The 15,587-nt window shown below is 75.7% G+C and carries 15 protein-coding genes; 5 read left to right on the top strand and 10 right to left on the bottom strand.

Annotated elements, in window-relative coordinates:
* Window positions 1-15: 15 nt before the first annotated feature.
* Window positions 16-1,359, bottom strand: coding sequence for a cation:proton antiporter (locus ACI8AR_RS05025; RefSeq protein WP_457049994.1), 1,344 nt, complete (start codon window positions 1,357-1,359; stop codon window positions 16-18).
* Between the two features lie 403 nt (window positions 1,360-1,762).
* Between ACI8AR_RS05025 and ACI8AR_RS05020 the strand changes: the two genes are divergently transcribed.
* Window positions 1,763-2,428 carry a histidine phosphatase family protein gene (locus ACI8AR_RS05020; protein WP_457049993.1) on the top strand — a complete coding sequence of 222 codons (666 nt, stop codon included), beginning with the start codon at window positions 1,763-1,765 and terminating at the stop codon, window positions 2,426-2,428.
* A gap of 231 nt (window positions 2,429-2,659) precedes the next feature.
* The gene (locus ACI8AR_RS05015; protein WP_457049992.1) at window positions 2,660-3,232 is read left to right on the top strand and encodes an N-acetyltransferase family protein; all 573 of its coding nucleotides are present in this window, start codon (window positions 2,660-2,662) and stop codon (window positions 3,230-3,232) included.
* Here the strand turns inward: ACI8AR_RS05015 and ACI8AR_RS05010 are convergent.
* Window positions 3,207-4,067: an MIP/aquaporin family protein gene (locus ACI8AR_RS05010; protein ID WP_457049991.1), complete on the bottom strand. Its 861-nt coding sequence runs from the start codon at window positions 4,065-4,067 to the stop codon at window positions 3,207-3,209. The two genes, ACI8AR_RS05015 and ACI8AR_RS05010, sit on opposite strands and share 26 nt — an antisense overlap.
* Before the next feature lie 219 nt (window positions 4,068-4,286).
* On the opposite strand from ACI8AR_RS05010, the gene ACI8AR_RS05005 reads away from it, so the two are divergent.
* Window positions 4,287-4,907 (top strand): hypothetical protein, encoded by a 621-nt coding sequence (locus ACI8AR_RS05005; RefSeq protein WP_457049990.1) that lies wholly within the window; start codon window positions 4,287-4,289, stop codon window positions 4,905-4,907.
* Here the strand turns inward: ACI8AR_RS05005 and ACI8AR_RS05000 are convergent.
* The gene (locus ACI8AR_RS05000; RefSeq protein WP_457049989.1) at window positions 4,868-6,073 is read right to left on the bottom strand and encodes a homogentisate 1,2-dioxygenase; all 1,206 of its coding nucleotides are present in this window, start codon (window positions 6,071-6,073) and stop codon (window positions 4,868-4,870) included. The two genes, ACI8AR_RS05005 and ACI8AR_RS05000, sit on opposite strands and share 40 nt — an antisense overlap.
* Before the next feature lie 91 nt (window positions 6,074-6,164).
* Entirely contained in the window at window positions 6,165-7,370 is a 1,206-nt protein-coding gene (hppD, locus tag ACI8AR_RS04995; protein WP_457049988.1) for a 4-hydroxyphenylpyruvate dioxygenase, read from the bottom strand.
* Between the two features lie 155 nt (window positions 7,371-7,525).
* Here hppD and ACI8AR_RS04990 point away from each other — a divergent pair, with 155 nt between their 5' ends.
* The gene (locus tag ACI8AR_RS04990; RefSeq protein WP_457049987.1) at window positions 7,526-8,023 is read left to right on the top strand and encodes an Lrp/AsnC family transcriptional regulator; all 498 of its coding nucleotides are present in this window, start codon (window positions 7,526-7,528) and stop codon (window positions 8,021-8,023) included.
* A 25-nt stretch (window positions 8,024-8,048) separates the two neighbouring features.
* Here the strand turns inward: ACI8AR_RS04990 and ACI8AR_RS04985 are convergent, their stop codons facing one another.
* Together ACI8AR_RS04985 and ACI8AR_RS04980 are read right to left on the bottom strand one after the other, a co-directional pair.
* Window positions 8,049-8,534, bottom strand: a complete 486-nt coding sequence (locus tag ACI8AR_RS04985) for a universal stress protein (protein WP_457049986.1) — start codon at window positions 8,532-8,534, stop codon at window positions 8,049-8,051.
* A 184-nt stretch (window positions 8,535-8,718) separates the two neighbouring features.
* Window positions 8,719-8,913: a hypothetical protein gene (locus ACI8AR_RS04980; RefSeq protein WP_457049985.1), complete on the bottom strand. Its 195-nt coding sequence runs from the start codon at window positions 8,911-8,913 to the stop codon at window positions 8,719-8,721.
* 172 nt (window positions 8,914-9,085) lie between these two features.
* Here ACI8AR_RS04980 and ACI8AR_RS04975 point away from each other — a divergent pair, with 172 nt between their 5' ends.
* Window positions 9,086-9,739, top strand: a complete 654-nt coding sequence (locus ACI8AR_RS04975; RefSeq protein WP_457049984.1) for an ATP-binding protein — start codon at window positions 9,086-9,088, stop codon at window positions 9,737-9,739.
* Between the two features lie 18 nt (window positions 9,740-9,757).
* Here the strand turns inward: ACI8AR_RS04975 and ACI8AR_RS04970 are convergent, their stop codons facing one another.
* The 4 genes from ACI8AR_RS04970 to ACI8AR_RS04955 form a co-directional block, all read right to left on the bottom strand.
* Window positions 9,758-10,135 (bottom strand): amphi-Trp domain-containing protein, encoded by a 378-nt coding sequence (locus ACI8AR_RS04970; RefSeq protein ID WP_457049983.1) that lies wholly within the window; start codon window positions 10,133-10,135, stop codon window positions 9,758-9,760.
* 404 nt (window positions 10,136-10,539) lie between these two features.
* The gene (locus ACI8AR_RS04965; protein ID WP_457049982.1) at window positions 10,540-11,586 is read right to left on the bottom strand and encodes a glycoside hydrolase family 6 protein; all 1,047 of its coding nucleotides are present in this window, start codon (window positions 11,584-11,586) and stop codon (window positions 10,540-10,542) included.
* On the bottom strand, window positions 11,583-13,538 hold the full coding sequence (glxA, locus tag ACI8AR_RS04960; RefSeq protein WP_457049981.1) for a radical copper oxidase GlxA: 1,956 nt from the start codon (window positions 13,536-13,538) through the stop codon (window positions 11,583-11,585). The genes ACI8AR_RS04965 and glxA overlap by 4 nt, the downstream gene beginning before the upstream one ends.
* Window positions 13,535-15,349, bottom strand: coding sequence for a glycosyltransferase family 2 protein (locus ACI8AR_RS04955; protein ID WP_457049980.1), 1,815 nt, complete (start codon window positions 15,347-15,349; stop codon window positions 13,535-13,537). The genes glxA and ACI8AR_RS04955 overlap by 4 nt, the downstream gene beginning before the upstream one ends.
* Between the last annotated feature and the right edge of the window lie 238 nt (window positions 15,350-15,587).

Raw genomic sequence — 15,587 nt, 5'->3', positions numbered from 1 at the left:
GGCCCTCGGGCGGGATCACTGCGGGGCCGCCGGCACGGGCGAGGACCCGAGCGCCACCCGCCGCGGTTGGACGGGACCCTCGGCCGTCAGCAGCGGCCAGCCCCGGCGGATCACCAGGTCGAGCCAGAAGCCACAGGCCTGGGACGTCAGGACGGCCGTGAGCACCAGCGTCGTGAAGAACGGAGCGCTGATGATCCCCGCGTCGAACGCCACGCTGGCCAGCACGATGCCGGGGCCGCCGCGTGCGTTGTGGGTGAGCGCGAGGTTGACGACGTCGAGCCCGCGGAACCCCGCCAGCCGCGCGGCCAGCCCGATGGCGACGAGGACCACCAGCGTCGAGCCGACGAGGAACCCGAGGAACATGGCGGGCGAGAAGCCCCGGGTCAGGTCGAGCCGGTAGCCCACCACCGCGAAGTAGATCGGCACGAACACCGCCCCCGACACGTGCCCGATCGCCTCGATCGGCACCCGGAGGGGATGCTCCCGGTCGGTGTCGACGCCCCCCACGAGGGCGAACCCGGCCAGGAAGGCCGCGAACGCCAGCGTGACGTCGAGGGCGGCGGCGACGCTGACGTAGCCCAGGAGGACCACCATCACCCACGCGACCGGTGACTGGGCGGCGACGACGTTCCACCGGGCGCGGCCGAGCCGGCGGAGGGTCACCGGGAGCACGGTCATGCCGAGGACGACGAAGGCGGTGTTCACGGCCACGTGCACGGCGACCGTCCCCGCGACCGCGCCACCGCCCGCGGCCACGGTCGCCGACGCGATGGCCGTGGCCAGCGCCAGGAAGCCCCACAGGATGATGTCCTCGAGGACGGCGACGCCCAGCATCAGGCTCGCGAAGCGCGTGTGCAGGATGCCCAGGTCGGCGAAGATCTTGCTGATGACCGGGATGGAGGTCACCGCCGCCGCGATGGCGAGCACGAGGACGAGGGCGGCCTCGCTCTGCGCCGGTCCCACGAACGCGTCCAGCGGCAGGAGCGGCGCGATCCCCAGCGCGGCGCAGAAGGGCAGTGCCGTTCCCACCGCCAGCAACCAGGCGGTGGGCCTGCGGTTCTCGCGGCCGAGGACGTTCCGCACGCCGGTCCCGGACAGGAACATCAGCAGCAGCAGCCCGAGCTGGTAGAGAAACTCCAAGACGACCGACGTCGGGTCACCCTGTCCTCGCCCGAAGACACCGGCGACGACGTCGGGCGCCAGCAGGCCCAGCACGGAGGGCCCGAGCAGCACGCCGGCGAGGATCTCGCCGACCACCCGCGGCTGGCGGAGCCGCACCGCGACCTGCCCCAGGAGGTTCGCGCCGAGGACCAGCAGCAGCAGGGCCAGCGCCAGTCGTCCCAGGCTCTCGGTCGACATGGGGCCCCCACTGGCTGTGATGCGGCGCGGTGCGTCCCGACGGTGCGGGCGGCCGTCAACATAGCGAGGCGAGGGACCTGCGGGCAGAGGGAGTACGACCATTTTCGAGATGGGCCGGGAATGGCGACGGAATTGATCCCGTCAACCGTCATCTGCACGAGACGGCCTCGTCCTCCTGGTGGAGCCGGCCATTACGTCGGTTTCGTCCCGCCCGCTGTCCGCTCACACACAGAAAGGACGTCCACGCGCTCGGTCCCGCCATTCCGACGGTACCGGGAAAGGCCCCGGAACGGCTGGCCGGACACCGCCCGCCACCGCCCGCCGGCTCCTACGGTCGCCGGACCGCCGCCCCGCTCCGTCCGGACCGGGCTGCCGGACCGCTCGGACCCACCAGAGGAGAGCCGTGGACACGCCGCCCGTCACCACGCCCGTCGAGGACCGGCCGGAGACCCTGCCGTCCGACACCTGCCGACTGTTCGTCGTCCGGCACGGCACGACGACGATGAACGTCGAGAACCGCTACCGCGGCCGCTGCGACGTGCCCCTCGACGCGCAGGGGTACCAGGACGCCGTGGATGCCGCCCGCCTGCTCTCCGGGGTGGGCCTCACGGCGGTCTACTGCGGACCCCTGCGGCGCACCATCGCGACGGCGCAGATCATCGCCGACGAGGCGAGGGTGCCCGACCTGCGCATCGTGCACGGCCTCAACAACGTCGACTACGGCGCCTGGGAGGCCATGACCTCGACCGAGGCCGCGATGTACGACCCCGAGGCCTTCGAGCTCTACCGCACGTCACCGAGCCGCGCGGCGTGCCCGCTGGGTGAGCGCCTCAGTGACGCGCAGACCCGCATGCTGCAGGCGCTGCAGCTGATCGGCAGCCGGCATCCCGGGGAGACGGTCGTCGCGGTCACCCACGCGGTCATGATCCGGCTGGCGGTCGCGCGGCTGACCGGCGTGGACGGCGAGGACTGGCGCATCCCGGTCGGTCGTGGGTCGCTGACCCGGTTCCACGTCCGCGACGGGGTCGTCTCGCTGGCCGAACTGCCCGAGGGCGACGACGTCGACTGACGACGGGGCGTCGACGCGGGAGACCACCCGGCCGCACGGCCGCAGGAGCGGTCAGCGGTCGTCCCGGGGCGGTGGGGACGGCGCCCCGGCGCAGGGCCGGAGGGCGTGGGGCACGCCCTCCGGCCCCTGCCCGTCCCGGGGACGGCATCCGGGGAGGGACCGGGCGGGATGCCCTCCGTGGTCCCGGGCACACCGCGGACGGATCGGCGCCCGCCCGGCGTTGCACCTGTCATGAGCAATCCGAGCGCGACCACCGAGCGGGTCCGCGGCGCGGCCGGCCCGCTGACGGAGGCCGTCCTCGCCGACGGCACGCCCGCCCTGATCTGGCCGCTGCTGGACACCGACGGCGAGGCGCTGCGGGCCGGCTACGCCGAGCTCTCGCGCGAGTCGCGCCGCTCCCGCTTCCTCACCGACCTGCCCGAGCTGTCCGACTCCCTGCTGCGGCTGCTGGTCGACGGCGTGGACGGCGTCGACCACGTCGCCGTCGTCCTCACCGCCTTCCCGGCCGAGGGCGGTGCCCGCCCGGTCGGCGTGGCCCGGCTGGTGCGCTGGCCGGGCGAGCCGGGGACGGCGGACGTCGCGGTCACCGTGCTCGACGCCTGGCAGGGCCGCGGCGTGGGCCGGGCGCTGCTGGACGCCGTGCTCGCCCGCCGGCCCCGCGACGTCGTCCGGCTGCGCACCAGCGTGGCCGCGCACAACCGCTCCTCGCTGGGGATGCTGCGCCGGGCCGGGTCGATGACCGTGCGGCACGCGGGCGGCGGCGAGCTCACCGTCGAGGTCACCGACCTGCCCCCGGTCCCCTGACCCTGGGTGCGCCGCCGGCGGGCGCCCGCCGGTCCTCGCCCAGCACCCCCTGGGCCGCGAGCCGCCCGCTGCGCCCTCCCCCGGCGCCGCGCAGCACGACCGCGATCCCCACGGCGACCACCGCGCCGGTGGCGGGCCCGAGCAGGTAGGCCCACCACGCCGTCCAGTCGCCGAGGACGAGGGCCGGCCCCAGCGACCGGGCGGGGTTCATGGAGGCGCCGCTCACCGGCGCGCCCCACAGCCCGGCCAGGGCGATGTAGCTGCCGACGCCGACCGCCGCGATCGGCCCCAGGTTCTGCGCCCCCGAGGACACGCCGAGGACCACGCTGACCAGCCCGACGGTGAGGACGACCTCCCACAGCATCGCCGTGGTGACCGGGATCCCCGGGCCGGGCAGGGTGAGCCCGGCGCTCCCCTGCCGGCCGAGCAGGGCCCACAGCAGCAGGGTCGCGAGGACGGCGCCGAGAGACTGGGCGACGACGTAGGCGGGCACCCGCCGGAACGGGAAGTCGCCGCGCAGCGCGAACGCGATGCTCACCGCCGGGTTCAGGTGCGCCCCCGAGACGGCTCCCATGGACAGGATGACCGCCGTGACCATGAGCGCCGGGGCGACGACCAGCGCGCCGTAGGGCACGGCCGACCCGCCGAAGCGGGCGTCCACCATCCCCCCACCGACGGCCACGAGCACCAGGAGGAAGGTGCCGAGCAGCTCGGCGAATAGGCGCCGTCCCTCCTGGCGGCGGTCCCAGAAGTCGAACTCGTCGAGCATCGAGTCGGGCGTGCCCATGGCGCGCAGCAGGCGCCGCTCCAGGGGTGCCGTCGTGTCGTCGGCCATCGCCCACCTCCGCGCACCGGTCCGCCGACGACCGTGGCCGCGCACGCGCCCGCGGACACCGTCCGCGCGGGACGATCCTGCGGTCGCGACTCATCCGGTCCGGGCGACGCGCGGGGGGGCGCACCGGACGAGGCTGCGCCTGCCGGGACTCCCGTCCCGGCGGCGCGCCGCGGTTCCGTGCGCGGCCGTCGCCGCCCGTCGACCGAACAGGTGGTGGCCATGACGACGACCGACCGTCCCGTCGTCCCCGACGGGCTCCCCCGGCTCCGGGCGGGGTGGCATGCCTCGCCGGAGCAGGGCGCGTGCCTCATGGAGTACGTCTCGGTGCTCGCCGGGGCCTCCTTCGACGACCACCCCCGCTGCACCGACCCCACGCTGGCCGCGCTGGCCCGGCTGGTGAACGACGCCTCCACCGACGACGGGCGGCCGCTGCTCGCCGCCTTCGCCCCCGCCCTGGCCGGCACCGCCCGCTTCCGGGACGCGCGCCGCACGGCCGCCGTCGTCCACGCCGCGGTTCGGGCCGCCGCCGCTGCGGCGGAGCACCCGGCCGTGCTGCGCCGGCACCTCGCCCGCGCCGGGCGCAGGTGCGCCCGGGTCGCGGGCACCGGGCCGTGGGCCGACCTCGCCCGGCGGCTGGACCCGCTGTACCGGCAGGGGCCGGGGCGCCACCTCCTGGAGGCGGCGGTCGCCGCGCTGCGGGACCTGCCCGGACCGCGGCGGGACGCCGCCCTGCATGCCGCGCTCGGTGCGGCGATCGCGGCCGCCCGCGCCCCGGTCGAGGACGGGCGGCCGGCGCCGGTTCAGGTGCCGGGGGCCCGGCCCGACCAGGTCCAGGCGTAGCGGCCGTCGTCGGAGGCGGTGCCGGCCTCGCCCAGCTCGAGCGGGCGGAACGTGTCGACCATGACCGCCAGCTCGTCGAAGCGCTCCGCGCCGAGCGACCGCTCGACGGCGCCCGGCTGCGGGCCGTGGGAGTGCCCGCCCGGGTGCAGGCTGACCGACCCCCTGCCGATCCCGGAGCCCCGGCGCGCCTCGTAGTCGCCGTCGACGTAGAACATGACCTCGTCGCTGTCGACGTTGGAGTGGTAGTAGGGCACCGGCACGGCCAGCGGGTGGTAGTCGACCTTCCGCGGCACGAAGTTGCAGATCACGAAGTTGGCGCCCTCGAACACCTGGTGCACCGGCGGCGGCTGGTGCACGCGGCCGGTGATCGGCTCGAAGTCGGCGACGTTGAAGGCGTAGGGGTAGAGGCAGCCGTCCCAGCCGACGACGTCGAAGGGGTGCTCCGGCGTCACGTGGACGGTGCCGGCCAGTCCGCCAGGCCCGGGGCCGCGGTGCTTGACGTACACCTCGACGTCGCTGCCCTCGGCCAGCAGCGGCCCGTCCGGGCCGCGCAGGTCGCGCTCGCAGTAGGGCGCGTGCTCGAGGAACTGCCCGTACCGCGACAGGTACCGCTTGGGCGGCGCGACGTGGGAGTTGGCCTCGATCGCGTAGGTGCGCAGCGGCTCGTCGCCGGTGGGCACCCAGCGGTGGGTGGTGGCCCGCGGGACGACCACGTAGTCGCCCGGGCCGGCCTGCAGCGCGCCGAACACCGTCTCCACCGTGGCGGTGCCGCGCTCGACGAACACGCACTCGTCGCCGACCGCGTTGCGGTAGCACGGGCTGGGCAGCGACGAGACCGCGTAGGAGATGCGGACGTCGGCGTTGCCCAGCACCAGCCGCCGCCCGGTCACCGGGTCGACCGCCTTGTGCTCCTCGCCGGGGAACAGGTCGTGCAGCCTGAGGTGCCGCGGCACCAGCGGCGCGTTCGGCGTCAGGGTCTGGTCGGGCAGCTCCCAGGGGCGGGCGTCGACCAGCGCCGAGGGCAGGCCCCGGTGGTAGAGCAGCGAGGAGTCGCTGGAGAAGCCCTCCTCCCCCATCAGCTCCTCGGCGTACAGGCCGCCGTCGGGACGCCGGAACTGCGTGTGCCGCTTGGGCGGGACCTCGCCCACCCGCCGGTAGTACGCCATCGGGACCTCCCCTCGTGGTGACGGACCGGAACGGCCCCGCTGCAGGGTCCCGCCGCGAGCGGAGCGAGTGGCGGGGGGCAGCGGGGTCCTCCTAGAAGTTGCCGCGCTTCTCCTGCTCGCGCTCGATGGCCTCGAAGAGTGCCTTGAAGTTGCCCTTGCCGAAGCCGAGCGAGCCGTGCCGCTCGATGAGCTCGAAGAACACCGTCGGCCGGTCGCCGGTGGGCGTGGTGAAGATCTGCAGCAGGTAGCCGTCCTCGTCGCGGTCGACGAGGATCCCGCGGGCCTGCAGCTCCTCGATCGGCACGCGCACCTCGCCGATGCGGGCGCGCAGCTGCGGGTCCTCGTAGTAGGAGTCCGGCGTCGCGAGGAACTCCACCCCCTCGGCGCGCATCGCGTCGACGGTGGCGACGATGTCGTTGGTCGCCAGCGCGACGTGCTGGGCGCCGGGGCCGCGGTAGAACTCGAGGAACTCGTCGATCTGCGACTTCTTCCTCCCCACCGCCGGCTCGTTGAGCGGGAACTTCACCCGGTGGTTGCCGTTGGCGACGACCTTGCTCATCAGGGCGGAGTAGTCGGTGGCGATGTCGTCGCCGATGAACTCCGCCATGTTGGTGAAGCCCATGACCCGGTTGTAGAAGTCGACCCAGCGGTCCATGGCGCCCAGCTCCACGTTGCCGACGACGTGGTCGACGGCCTGGAACAGCCGCTTCGGGCGGTCCGGCCGGGGCCGGTGGGACGACGTCCGGGCGACGTAGCCGGGCAGGTAGGGGCCGGTGTAGCGGGAGCGGTCGACGAGGCTGTGCACGGTGTCGCCGTAGGCGCCGATGGTGGCCAGCCGGACGGTGCCGTGCTCGTCGGTGAGGTCGTGCGGCTCGGCGACGACGGTCGCGCCCTGGGCGCGGGCGTGGGCGACGCACCGGTCGACGTCGGGCACGGCGAGGGCGATGTCGACGATGCCGTCACCGTGCGCGCGGTGGTGGTCGGCGCGGGGGCTGGCCGGGTCGTAGGCGCCGGTGACCACGAAACGGGCGGCGCCGGAGCGCAGCACGTAGGCGCGGTGGTCGCGGTTGCCGGTCTCGGGGCCGGAGTAGGCGACCAGCTCCATGCCGAAGGCGGACTGGAGGAAGTGCGCGGTCTGCACGGCGCTGCCGACGACCCACACCAGCGCGTCCCAGCCCGTGACCGGGAACGGGTCGGCCGACTCGTCGTACTGCACCAGGCCGACCAGCTGCTCCAGCTGCCGCAGGTCGAGGCCGGCCAGGCGCTCCTCGTCGTTGAGGGTCTGCTCGATCGACACGGGAGGCCTCCTCTGCACGGGGACGTGGGGGAAGCCCACTGCGGTCGGCCGTCCTGTGCAACCCTGACCGCTGTTGCTGGTCCGGCTGCACCGCTGGCCCAGCGGACCGGCCCGTCGGCTGGACAGACTGCACAGCTCGCACCCCGGGAGGACGCATGCCGCTCGACGCGCTGGACGTCGCGGTGCTGGAGGCGCTGCGCGCGCACCCGCGCGCCGGCGCGCTGGAGCTGTCCCGGCTGCTCGGGGTGGCCCGGGCGACGGTCACCGCCCGCATCGCGCGCCTGGAGCAGTCGGGCGTGGTCACCGGCTACGGCCCGGACGTCGACGTCGCGGCGGCCGGGTTCGGCGTCCAGGCGTTCGTGACGCTGGAGATCGCGCAGGGCGCGATCGAGGCGGTCCGCGCGGACCTCGAGGCCATCCCCGGCGTGCTGGAGGCGCACGCGACGACGGGCAGCGGCGACGTGCTGTGCCGGGTGGGCGCGGCGTCGCACGAGGCGCTGCAGCAGGTGCTGGTCGACCTCAACCGGTCGCCGTCGGTGGTCCGGTCGACCAGCGTCGTCGCGCTGTCGGAGCTGGTGCCGCGGCGGACCCTGCCGCTGCTGCGGACCGGGGCGGCCCCGGACGCCGGCCGCTCCCGGATGCCCCGCGCCTGACCGCCGCCCCGGCGCCGGCGCGGCGTCAGGCGGTGGCCTCCCCGGGCACCGCGGCCCAGGTGTGCCGGCGTCCGGTGCCGGTGCGGACCACCGTGACCGGGCACGGCGCGTGGTGGACCAGCTGGTCGCTGGTCGACCCCAGCAGCAGCCCGGCGAACCCGCCGCCGCCTCGGGCGCCGACGACGAGCAGGTCCGCGCCGCCGGCCGCCTGCACCAGGGCCGCGGCCACCGGGCCGTGCACCGTGTGCGTGCGCACCCGCACCGCCGGGTCCAGGCCGGCCGCGGCGACGCAGCGCTCCAGGTCGTCGCGGACGGCCCGCTCGGAGTCCTCGAGCGGCGGCACGTAGCCCGGTTCCCAGGTCGCCGGCCGCGGCGCGGTGGTCAGGCTCCACGCCCGCAGCACGTGCAGCGGGAGGCCGGTCCGCCCGGCCAGGCCGGCGGCCCACACCAGCGCCTCCTGGGCGCCGGCGGAGCCGTCGTGCCCGACGAGCACCCCTCCGTCGATGGTCACGGACTCGCACACCTCGGCCACCGGCCCGGTCCTCCTCGCGATCGGCACCCCGCACCCGCCCGCCGGTCGCGGGCGGGCAGCGGCGCCGGGCGGGGCTGTCGCGGCGCCGTCACACGGGCAACTGCCCGCCGGCCCGCGGAGTTCCGCGGACGTCCCGCGGCCCCCCGTCGCGTCGCGGCGGGGCTCAGGCGGCCAGGCCGGTGGAGGTCGGCGTCGCCTCCTCGCCGTCCCGGTCCCCGCGGGAGGAGAAGGCCTCCTCGAGCGCCGCCGGGTACCGGTCGGCCTCGTCCTGGGTGATGAGGCCGTCGGCGAGCAGGGTGCCGACGAGGGTCTGCGGGGCGATGGCGAGGTCCTCGGCGACGGCGGCCAGGTGCCGCACGGGACGAGGTGCCGGTCCCGTCGGTTCCCTGACGTCGTCCCGCTCCCCGTGCGTGGGCGCGCCGCGGCGTGGGTACGCGGGGACCCGCAGGGAGCCGGGACGACACGGGTTCCGGCCGTGTCCGGCGGCGCGGGCGGGCGCCGGACACGGCCCGGCGCCGGGGACGGGACACATGGACGGGACGACGTGGGCGCACCGGCCGCCGCCCGCCCCGAGCGCCCGGGCCGCCACGGTGTGGCGCGGGCAGGTGCGCACTGCCGCCGAGCTGACGCGGATGCGGATGCGGCTGCGCGGTGCGCTGGCCGCCGACGGGCTGCCCGAGGCCACCGGGGAGCGGCTGCTGCTCGCGGTCGAGGAGCTCGTGTCCAACGGCCTGCGGCACGGGCGGCCGCCGGTGACCGCCGCCGTGACCGCCGACGGCGGCTGGCTGCTCGAGGTGTCCGACGCGGCCCGCGACTGCCCGCCGGTCCCGGCGGTCGACCGGGACGCGGCCGCCGGCGGCATGGGCCTGCCGATGGTGGCCCGGCTGTCGGCCGCGCACGGCTGGCACGCCGACGGCGACCGGAAGACCGTCTGGGCGTGGCTCGGCTCCCCGGCGCCGCCGGCGCTCCTGCTGCCCGAGCGGGTGTCGCGGGCCTCCCAGCGGGCCCGCGAGCTCGGCCGGCTCCTGGCCGACACCGACACCCGGCTCGCCGCGACCTTCGACCGGCTGACCGCCGAGGCGACGGAGCGCGGCCGGGCCGACCGCGCCGACACCTACCGCACGGTCGCCCGGCGCTTCCGGCGCGACGCGGCGCAGGGCCGGCGGGCCGCGCGCCGGCCCTGATCCTCCGCCCGCGCCCGGTCAGGCCGGCGACGGGCGGCGCTTCTCCGGCTTCGTCCGGGTCTCCGGGGCGCTCCGCGGCGCGGGAGGAGCCGGCTCCGCCCAGCTCTCCGCGGCGGTCGGCACCTCCTCGTCCGCGCGGTCCTGCTGCGACGCGGAGGCCGCGCCGCGCGAGGTCGGCCACTTCAGCTCGAGCTCCAGCTCGATCTCGTCCCCGTCGACCTCCACCTCCAGCTCGCACCGGAGCCGGTCCCCGACCGACAGCTCGACGGTGCTGGTCCCCAGCCGGACGGCGACCTCGCCGTCGTCGGAGTCCAGCCCCTCCGCCAGCGACCGGAGGAGGCGGGCGACCTCCGGGCGGCTGAGTGTCAGTTGCTGCTCGATCTTCACGTCGGCCACGGCCCTCTCCGTCCTCCCGGGCGCGCCGCACGGTGCACCGCACCTGGGGACCACGGTGGCACGCGGGGCCGGTGGCGTCGACGGTCCCGGCGCCCGGCATCCGGACGATCCGGTCTCCCACCCCTCCGGGATGAGTCCGCCACGGCGATCCGGCGGGACCGTGTCGGCCATGGACGCAGCAGTGCGTGTGACCCCTCGCAGGAGCGACTCCAGGATCACGGGGTGGCACCGGGACGCGGCACGCTTCCTCGCCGGCTGCATCGGTACCGGGGCCGTGCTCGGGGCCGCGGTGGCGGTCGCGCGAGGACCGCACGACTGAGCCGGCGACCCCGGCGGCGCCGGGGCCGTCGACCGGGAGAACCGGCGCCCGGCCGACCGGGCGCGGCGCCCGTGCGGCCGCCCGGCTACCCGGCCAGCAACCGGTCGGCGTACTCGGGGAACCACTGCCCGGCCGGCGGCTCACCCCGGCCGCACTCGCCGTCGGAGTCACCGGGCTGCTTGATCCACAGCAGCGCGTCGACCCGCTCGATCCCGCTGTCGGTCGTGGGCGGCTCCCCCAGCCGCATCCCCGAGGGGTTGCACCAGGCGGAGTGGTCGCCGTCGCCGCCGCCCGGCGGGGGGCCGGCGCCGTTGCGGCTGGTGTCGACGACGAAGTGCGCGCCGCCGACCCGGTCGGAGAGCTCCGTGCCGTACGCCGCCGTCGCCTCGGTCGTCTCGAAGTTGCTGGTGTTCAGCGCGAAGCCGTCGGCCTCCTCGATCCCGGAGGCGAGCAGCGCGTCGGCGAGGGCGTCCTGGTCGTCGATCCAGCTGGCGTTGCCCGCGTCGACGTAGACGGCGGTCTCCGGCTGGCGCCCGAGGATGCGCACGGCCTCGCGCAGCATGCTGTAGCGCTCGTCGGCGGACTGGGAGCCGGCGCAGCCCTCCAGCGCGTGGGGGATGGCGTCGGGCTCGAGGACGACGACGGCCGGGGCGTCGCCGATGCCGGCCGCGAGCGACCCCAGCCAGTCCAGGTACTCGTCGACGTCGGCGGCACCGCCCGAGCTGTACTGGCCGCAGTCCCGCTGGGGGAGGTTGTAGGCCACCAGCAGCGGCACCCGCTCGACCTCCTGGGCCGCGGCGGTGAGCTCCCGCGCCGTGCGGTAGGGGTCCACGCCGCCGGCGAGCCAGGTGCCCGTCGGCCGGTCGGCGATCCGCCGCAGCCGCTCCGCCGTGGCCTCGTCGCCCCGCTCGGAGGCCGCCGCGACCGCCTGCCCGGCGGTGCTGGCCGGGTTGGCGTAGAGGACGTTCCAGGCCAGCGGGTTGCCCTCGCCGCCGGGCTGGTCCAGCCCGGCGGAGCTGTCGGCGGGGGCGCCGGCCGGGGCCGGCGGGTCGCCCGCGCCGCAGCCGGCCAGCACGGCGACGGCGGCCAGCGCGGCCGCGACCCGGCTGCGCGTCGTCCGGTCGCGCCTCATCGGACGTGCACCCAGCGGGCCACCGACGGCACGCCGTCGGCGTCGACCAGGAAGAGCATGTACCAGCCCGCCGGGGTGAGCCCCTCGGCCGGGTCCAGCGACAGCTGCAGGTCGCAGGCCGACCCGTCGCCGGGACAGGCACCGGACACGTCCAGCGCGACCGACCGCTGCTCCACGTCGGTGACGTGCGTGACCGCCGACGGGCGCATCAGCCGGGCGGCGGTCACCGCACCGGTCGCCCGCACCGGGAAGGTCGCGCCCCGGTCGACCTCGGCCGGCGCCTCGGTGACCCGCGGGCGCTCGCCGCCGGTGTGCAGGTACGGCGGGGTGTAGATCTCCACCCGGGTCTCGAACGTCCCCGGGCGCGTGTTCTCCGCGTCGGCGTACAGCGGGTCCGAGCCGAGCGTGACCACCCGGCCGTCGGGCAGCAGGAGCGCCTCGGAGTGGTAGTTCCGGCCGACCTCGTTGGGCGCGGCGGCGGCCATGGTGTTGGTGCCGGCGTCGTAGAGGACCGGGGCGTGCGTGTCGCTGTGCCCGTTGCCGCGGTAGCCGGTGCTCCCGCCGGTGAGCAGCACCCGGTCGTCGGGCAGGACCACCGTGGAGACGTACCGCGCCGGTGCGGGCAGGTCCGGCGCCGGGGTCCAGTGGGCGTCGTGGGTGTCGGTGTCGATGACGTCGACCCGTGCGGTGCTGCCCTCGCCCTCCCCGACCTCGCCGCCGCCCGCGACGAGCACCTGCTGCTCCTGCGCGGGCGGGAGCAGCACCGACGACGACGTCTCGTTCATGTGCGGGTCGCGCAGCCCGGGCACCGGGTCGAAGGAGTTGTCCGTCAGGTCCCAGTAGCCGGGCGTGCGGCCCTCCGTGGCCGGGCCGTAGCCGGCGTTGGACGAGGTGTAGAACAGCCGGTCGTCGGCCAGCCGCAGCAGCGCGGGGTAGGTCGGGAAGTAGCGGAACAGCTCGGGCCGCTCGCGCCACTGCCCGGTGGCCCGGTCGAACACCTCGACCTCGCCGGCCGAGGGGCGGCCGTGCTCGTCGAGCCCGCTGACCGCCATGACGTCGCCGCCGGCCACCGGGACGAGCGTCGGGTACCAGCGGGAGTGGTGGAGGTCGCCGACCCGCTCGTAGCGCTCGGTGGTGACGTCGAAGACGTAGGAGTCGGGGATGCCGCGGTACTCCTGCTTGTCCAGGGTGATCGCGTCGGCGATCCCGTAGACGTCCTGGGCCTGCCGGCCGGCCAGCCCCTCGACGGCGAACTGCGCGCCGCCGCGGACGACGGGGTCCTCCCCCTCCTCCAGCGCCTCGACCCACACCGTCGTCTCCGACGCCATGTGCATCGGCTCGCCGTCCATCACGTGCTGGACGGCGGGGGTGACCAGCGCCTGCGCCGTGGCGCGGTAGCGCTGCCCGTCCTCCCCGACGAAGACGGTGCCCTCCTCGAGGGTCGCCGTCAGGGTCGGGTCCTCGTTCGTGACGGTCATGACCCCGGCGGCGTGCGTGACGTCGTCGGCGAGCACCTCGTACCGACTGGTGCCGCCGGCGATCAGGACGTTGCCGTCGGGCAGCTGCGCGTGGCCGCCGCAGAAGAGGTCCTCCGGCGTCTCGACGTGCTCGTAGGTGTCCGCGGCCGGGTCCCACAGGACCGTCTCGAAGGTCCCGGCGTCGAAGGAGGCCGGGTCGTTGCCGGACCCGGCCACGATGAGGACCTTGCCGGTGCGCAGCAGGACGGCGTGGACGGCCCGCACGCGGAACTCCTCCGGCAGCTCGACGGTCTCCCACGAGCCGTACTGCGCCGTGTAGTCGGGCCGGCCCTGCTGGTAGCCGGTGACCAGGTCGTCCACGGCCGCCCCGGCCACCTGTGCGTTCACGGTGCCGACGGCCAGTGCCGCGGTCGTGACGATCGCGACGTTGCGTGCGCGCCGGCGCCGGGGCGCCCTCCCGCCGAAGCCCTTCATCGCTGCTCTCCCTGGGTGCCTGTGGTGACCAGCTGCTGCTCGGCGGGCAGCGGTGGTGCGGGTGCGACGGTGTTGCCGCTGAAGCGGACGGCCTGCGGTGCGGTGGTCGGACGGGGCGCGGCGGCCGGACGCGGCCGGCGGCGCTGCGCGACCCAGATGAGGACGGGCAGGAGGCAGGTGAGCAGGGCGAGCAGCGCCCAGCCGCGCATCGCCGGGTGGTCGTGGCCCAGAGGCACGGACGCGACCAGCGCCGCGGCCAGCCCCCCGCCCCAGGCGAGGTTCTTGCGGAACGTCGCGAGCCGGTCCGGGTTGCTGTCGTCGCCCTTCGGCGTGACCGCGAAGGGCACGTTCCGCCCGCGGACGGCGTCGGCCAGCGCCGTGACGTACACGGGTGCGGAGAGCACCGACACGAACATGCCCGACAGCCCCGAGGAGCCCTCCTCCTCGTGCGGCGACACGTTGTAGCGCCGGTTCCAGAAGTAGACGCCGACCTGCAGGGCGGCCGCGTTGACGTAGAGGACCGCCCAGAGGTTCGCCGCCACGACCACGCCGCCCACCCCGGTGACGAGGTACAGGCAGAGGTTGGCCGACCCGAGCACCCAGCTGACGGCCGCCGACGGGTAGTAGGACATCAGCAGCCCGTAGTGCAGGGCCCGCGCCGGGGACAGCCGGCGGACCCGCCGCCAGAACTGCCGCAGCAGCACCTCGTCGGTGCCCCGGGCCCACCGGTTCTGCTGGACGAAGTAGTCGCTCCAGCTCGTCGGGCCCTCGCCCACGGCGAGCACGTCGGGGGTGTAGACGCTCTTCCAGCGCCGTCCGGTGTCGGGGTTGCGCGAGGAGTGGAGGACCAGCGACGTCGCGGCGTCCTCGGTGATGCTGTCGGCCAGGCCGCCGACGTCGGCGAGGGCCGAGAGCCGCACCGCGTTGTTGGTGCCCACGAACATCGCCGAGGTGCTGCGGTTGCCCGCCCGCTGCAGGACCGCGTGGAACAGGTACTGCTGCGACTCCGCGGCGCGGGTCGTGAAGTTGTCGTAGTTGCCGTAGACCTGCGGGCCGACGACGAAGGCGACGTCCGGGTCGCGGAAGTAGCCCAGGAGCCGCTCGGCGATGTTCGGCAGCGGCGCGTGGTCGGTGTCGACGCTGATCCAGAAGTCGTACTGCTCGCCGTGCCGGGCGAGCCACGCGTTGTAGTTGCCGTGCTTGGTCCGGCGCTTGTGCGCGCCGGACTCGGTGTTCCACGCGGCCACCCCGCGACGGCTGAAGTGCCGCACGCCCAGGCGGGCGCACATGGCCCGGATCCCGTCGTCGTCGCCCTCGTCGAGCAGCCACACGTCGAGCGGGCCGTCGTGCCGCACGCGCAGCGCGGCCCGCAGGGTGGTCTCCACCATCTCCACCGGCTCCTTGCCGGGGACGATCGTGGTGAGCAGCGCCAGCCGGGTGCCGGTCTCGGGCCGCACCGGGAGGGGGTCGTGCGCGTTCCAGGTGGCCAGCGCCAGCGTCACCACGTTGACCAGCCGCAGGACCTCGATGAGCCCGATGGTGACGACCATCGTGAGGCTCAGGTACCAGGTCCAGCCGCCGGTGTCGGCCGGCCAGTGCGCGGGCCGGAGCAGCCACACCAGGAACAGCAGCTCCAGGACGATGGCGGCCGCGCTGATGACCAGGGCGCGCCCGCGCCGGTGGTCGCGCCGCACCAGCCGCTCGAACTGGACGGTGTAGCCCTCACCGGCCTCCCCGAGGGGCCCGGCCAGCGTGCTGTAGGCGTCGTACGGGTACTGCGGCGGCGCGCTGGCGCCGTCTCGGATTGCCACCGATCACTCCCACCGGCTCACCTGTCACCGGCGGCCTCGCTGTGGTGCGCCCCGGGCCCGGTCGGGCCTCCGGCGCTGCACCACGTGGATCGGGAGGGGTCTCTCCCGCCGGAGCGACGGTACGGACCGATCCGCCCCTCGCGAGCGGCCTCCGCGGCTCCCGGACCGGAGCCGGGACGGCGCGGTCTCCCGGTGTGCCCGACCGCTGACGAGGTGTGACGCGGCGCCGCGGGAACGG

This window comes from Geodermatophilus sp. SYSU D01036, from assembly GCF_054050435.1.
Note: the sequence above shows the minus strand (reverse complement) of the source record. Positions and strands in the feature narration are given on the sequence as shown.

Coding starts and splice junctions, on each gene's coding strand:
- ACI8AR_RS05025 (WP_457049994.1), bottom strand. CDS start 1,359: ATGTCGACCGAGAGCCTGGGACGACTGGCGCTGGCCCTGCTGCTGCTG.
- ACI8AR_RS05010 (WP_457049991.1), bottom strand. CDS start 4,067: ATGGCCGACGACACGACGGCACCCCTGGAGCGGCGCCTGCTGCGCGCC.
- ACI8AR_RS04990 (WP_457049987.1), top strand. CDS start 7,526: ATGCCGCTCGACGCGCTGGACGTCGCGGTGCTGGAGGCGCTGCGCGCG.
- ACI8AR_RS05015 (WP_457049992.1), top strand. CDS start 2,660: ATGAGCAATCCGAGCGCGACCACCGAGCGGGTCCGCGGCGCGGCCGGC.
- ACI8AR_RS05000 (WP_457049989.1), bottom strand. CDS start 6,073: ATGGCGTACTACCGGCGGGTGGGCGAGGTCCCGCCCAAGCGGCACACG.
- ACI8AR_RS04965 (WP_457049982.1), bottom strand. CDS start 11,586: ATGAGGCGCGACCGGACGACGCGCAGCCGGGTCGCGGCCGCGCTGGCC.
- ACI8AR_RS05005 (WP_457049990.1), top strand. CDS start 4,287: ATGACGACGACCGACCGTCCCGTCGTCCCCGACGGGCTCCCCCGGCTC.
- ACI8AR_RS04975 (WP_457049984.1), top strand. CDS start 9,086: ATGGACGGGACGACGTGGGCGCACCGGCCGCCGCCCGCCCCGAGCGCC.
- glxA (WP_457049981.1), bottom strand. CDS start 13,538: ATGAAGGGCTTCGGCGGGAGGGCGCCCCGGCGCCGGCGCGCACGCAAC.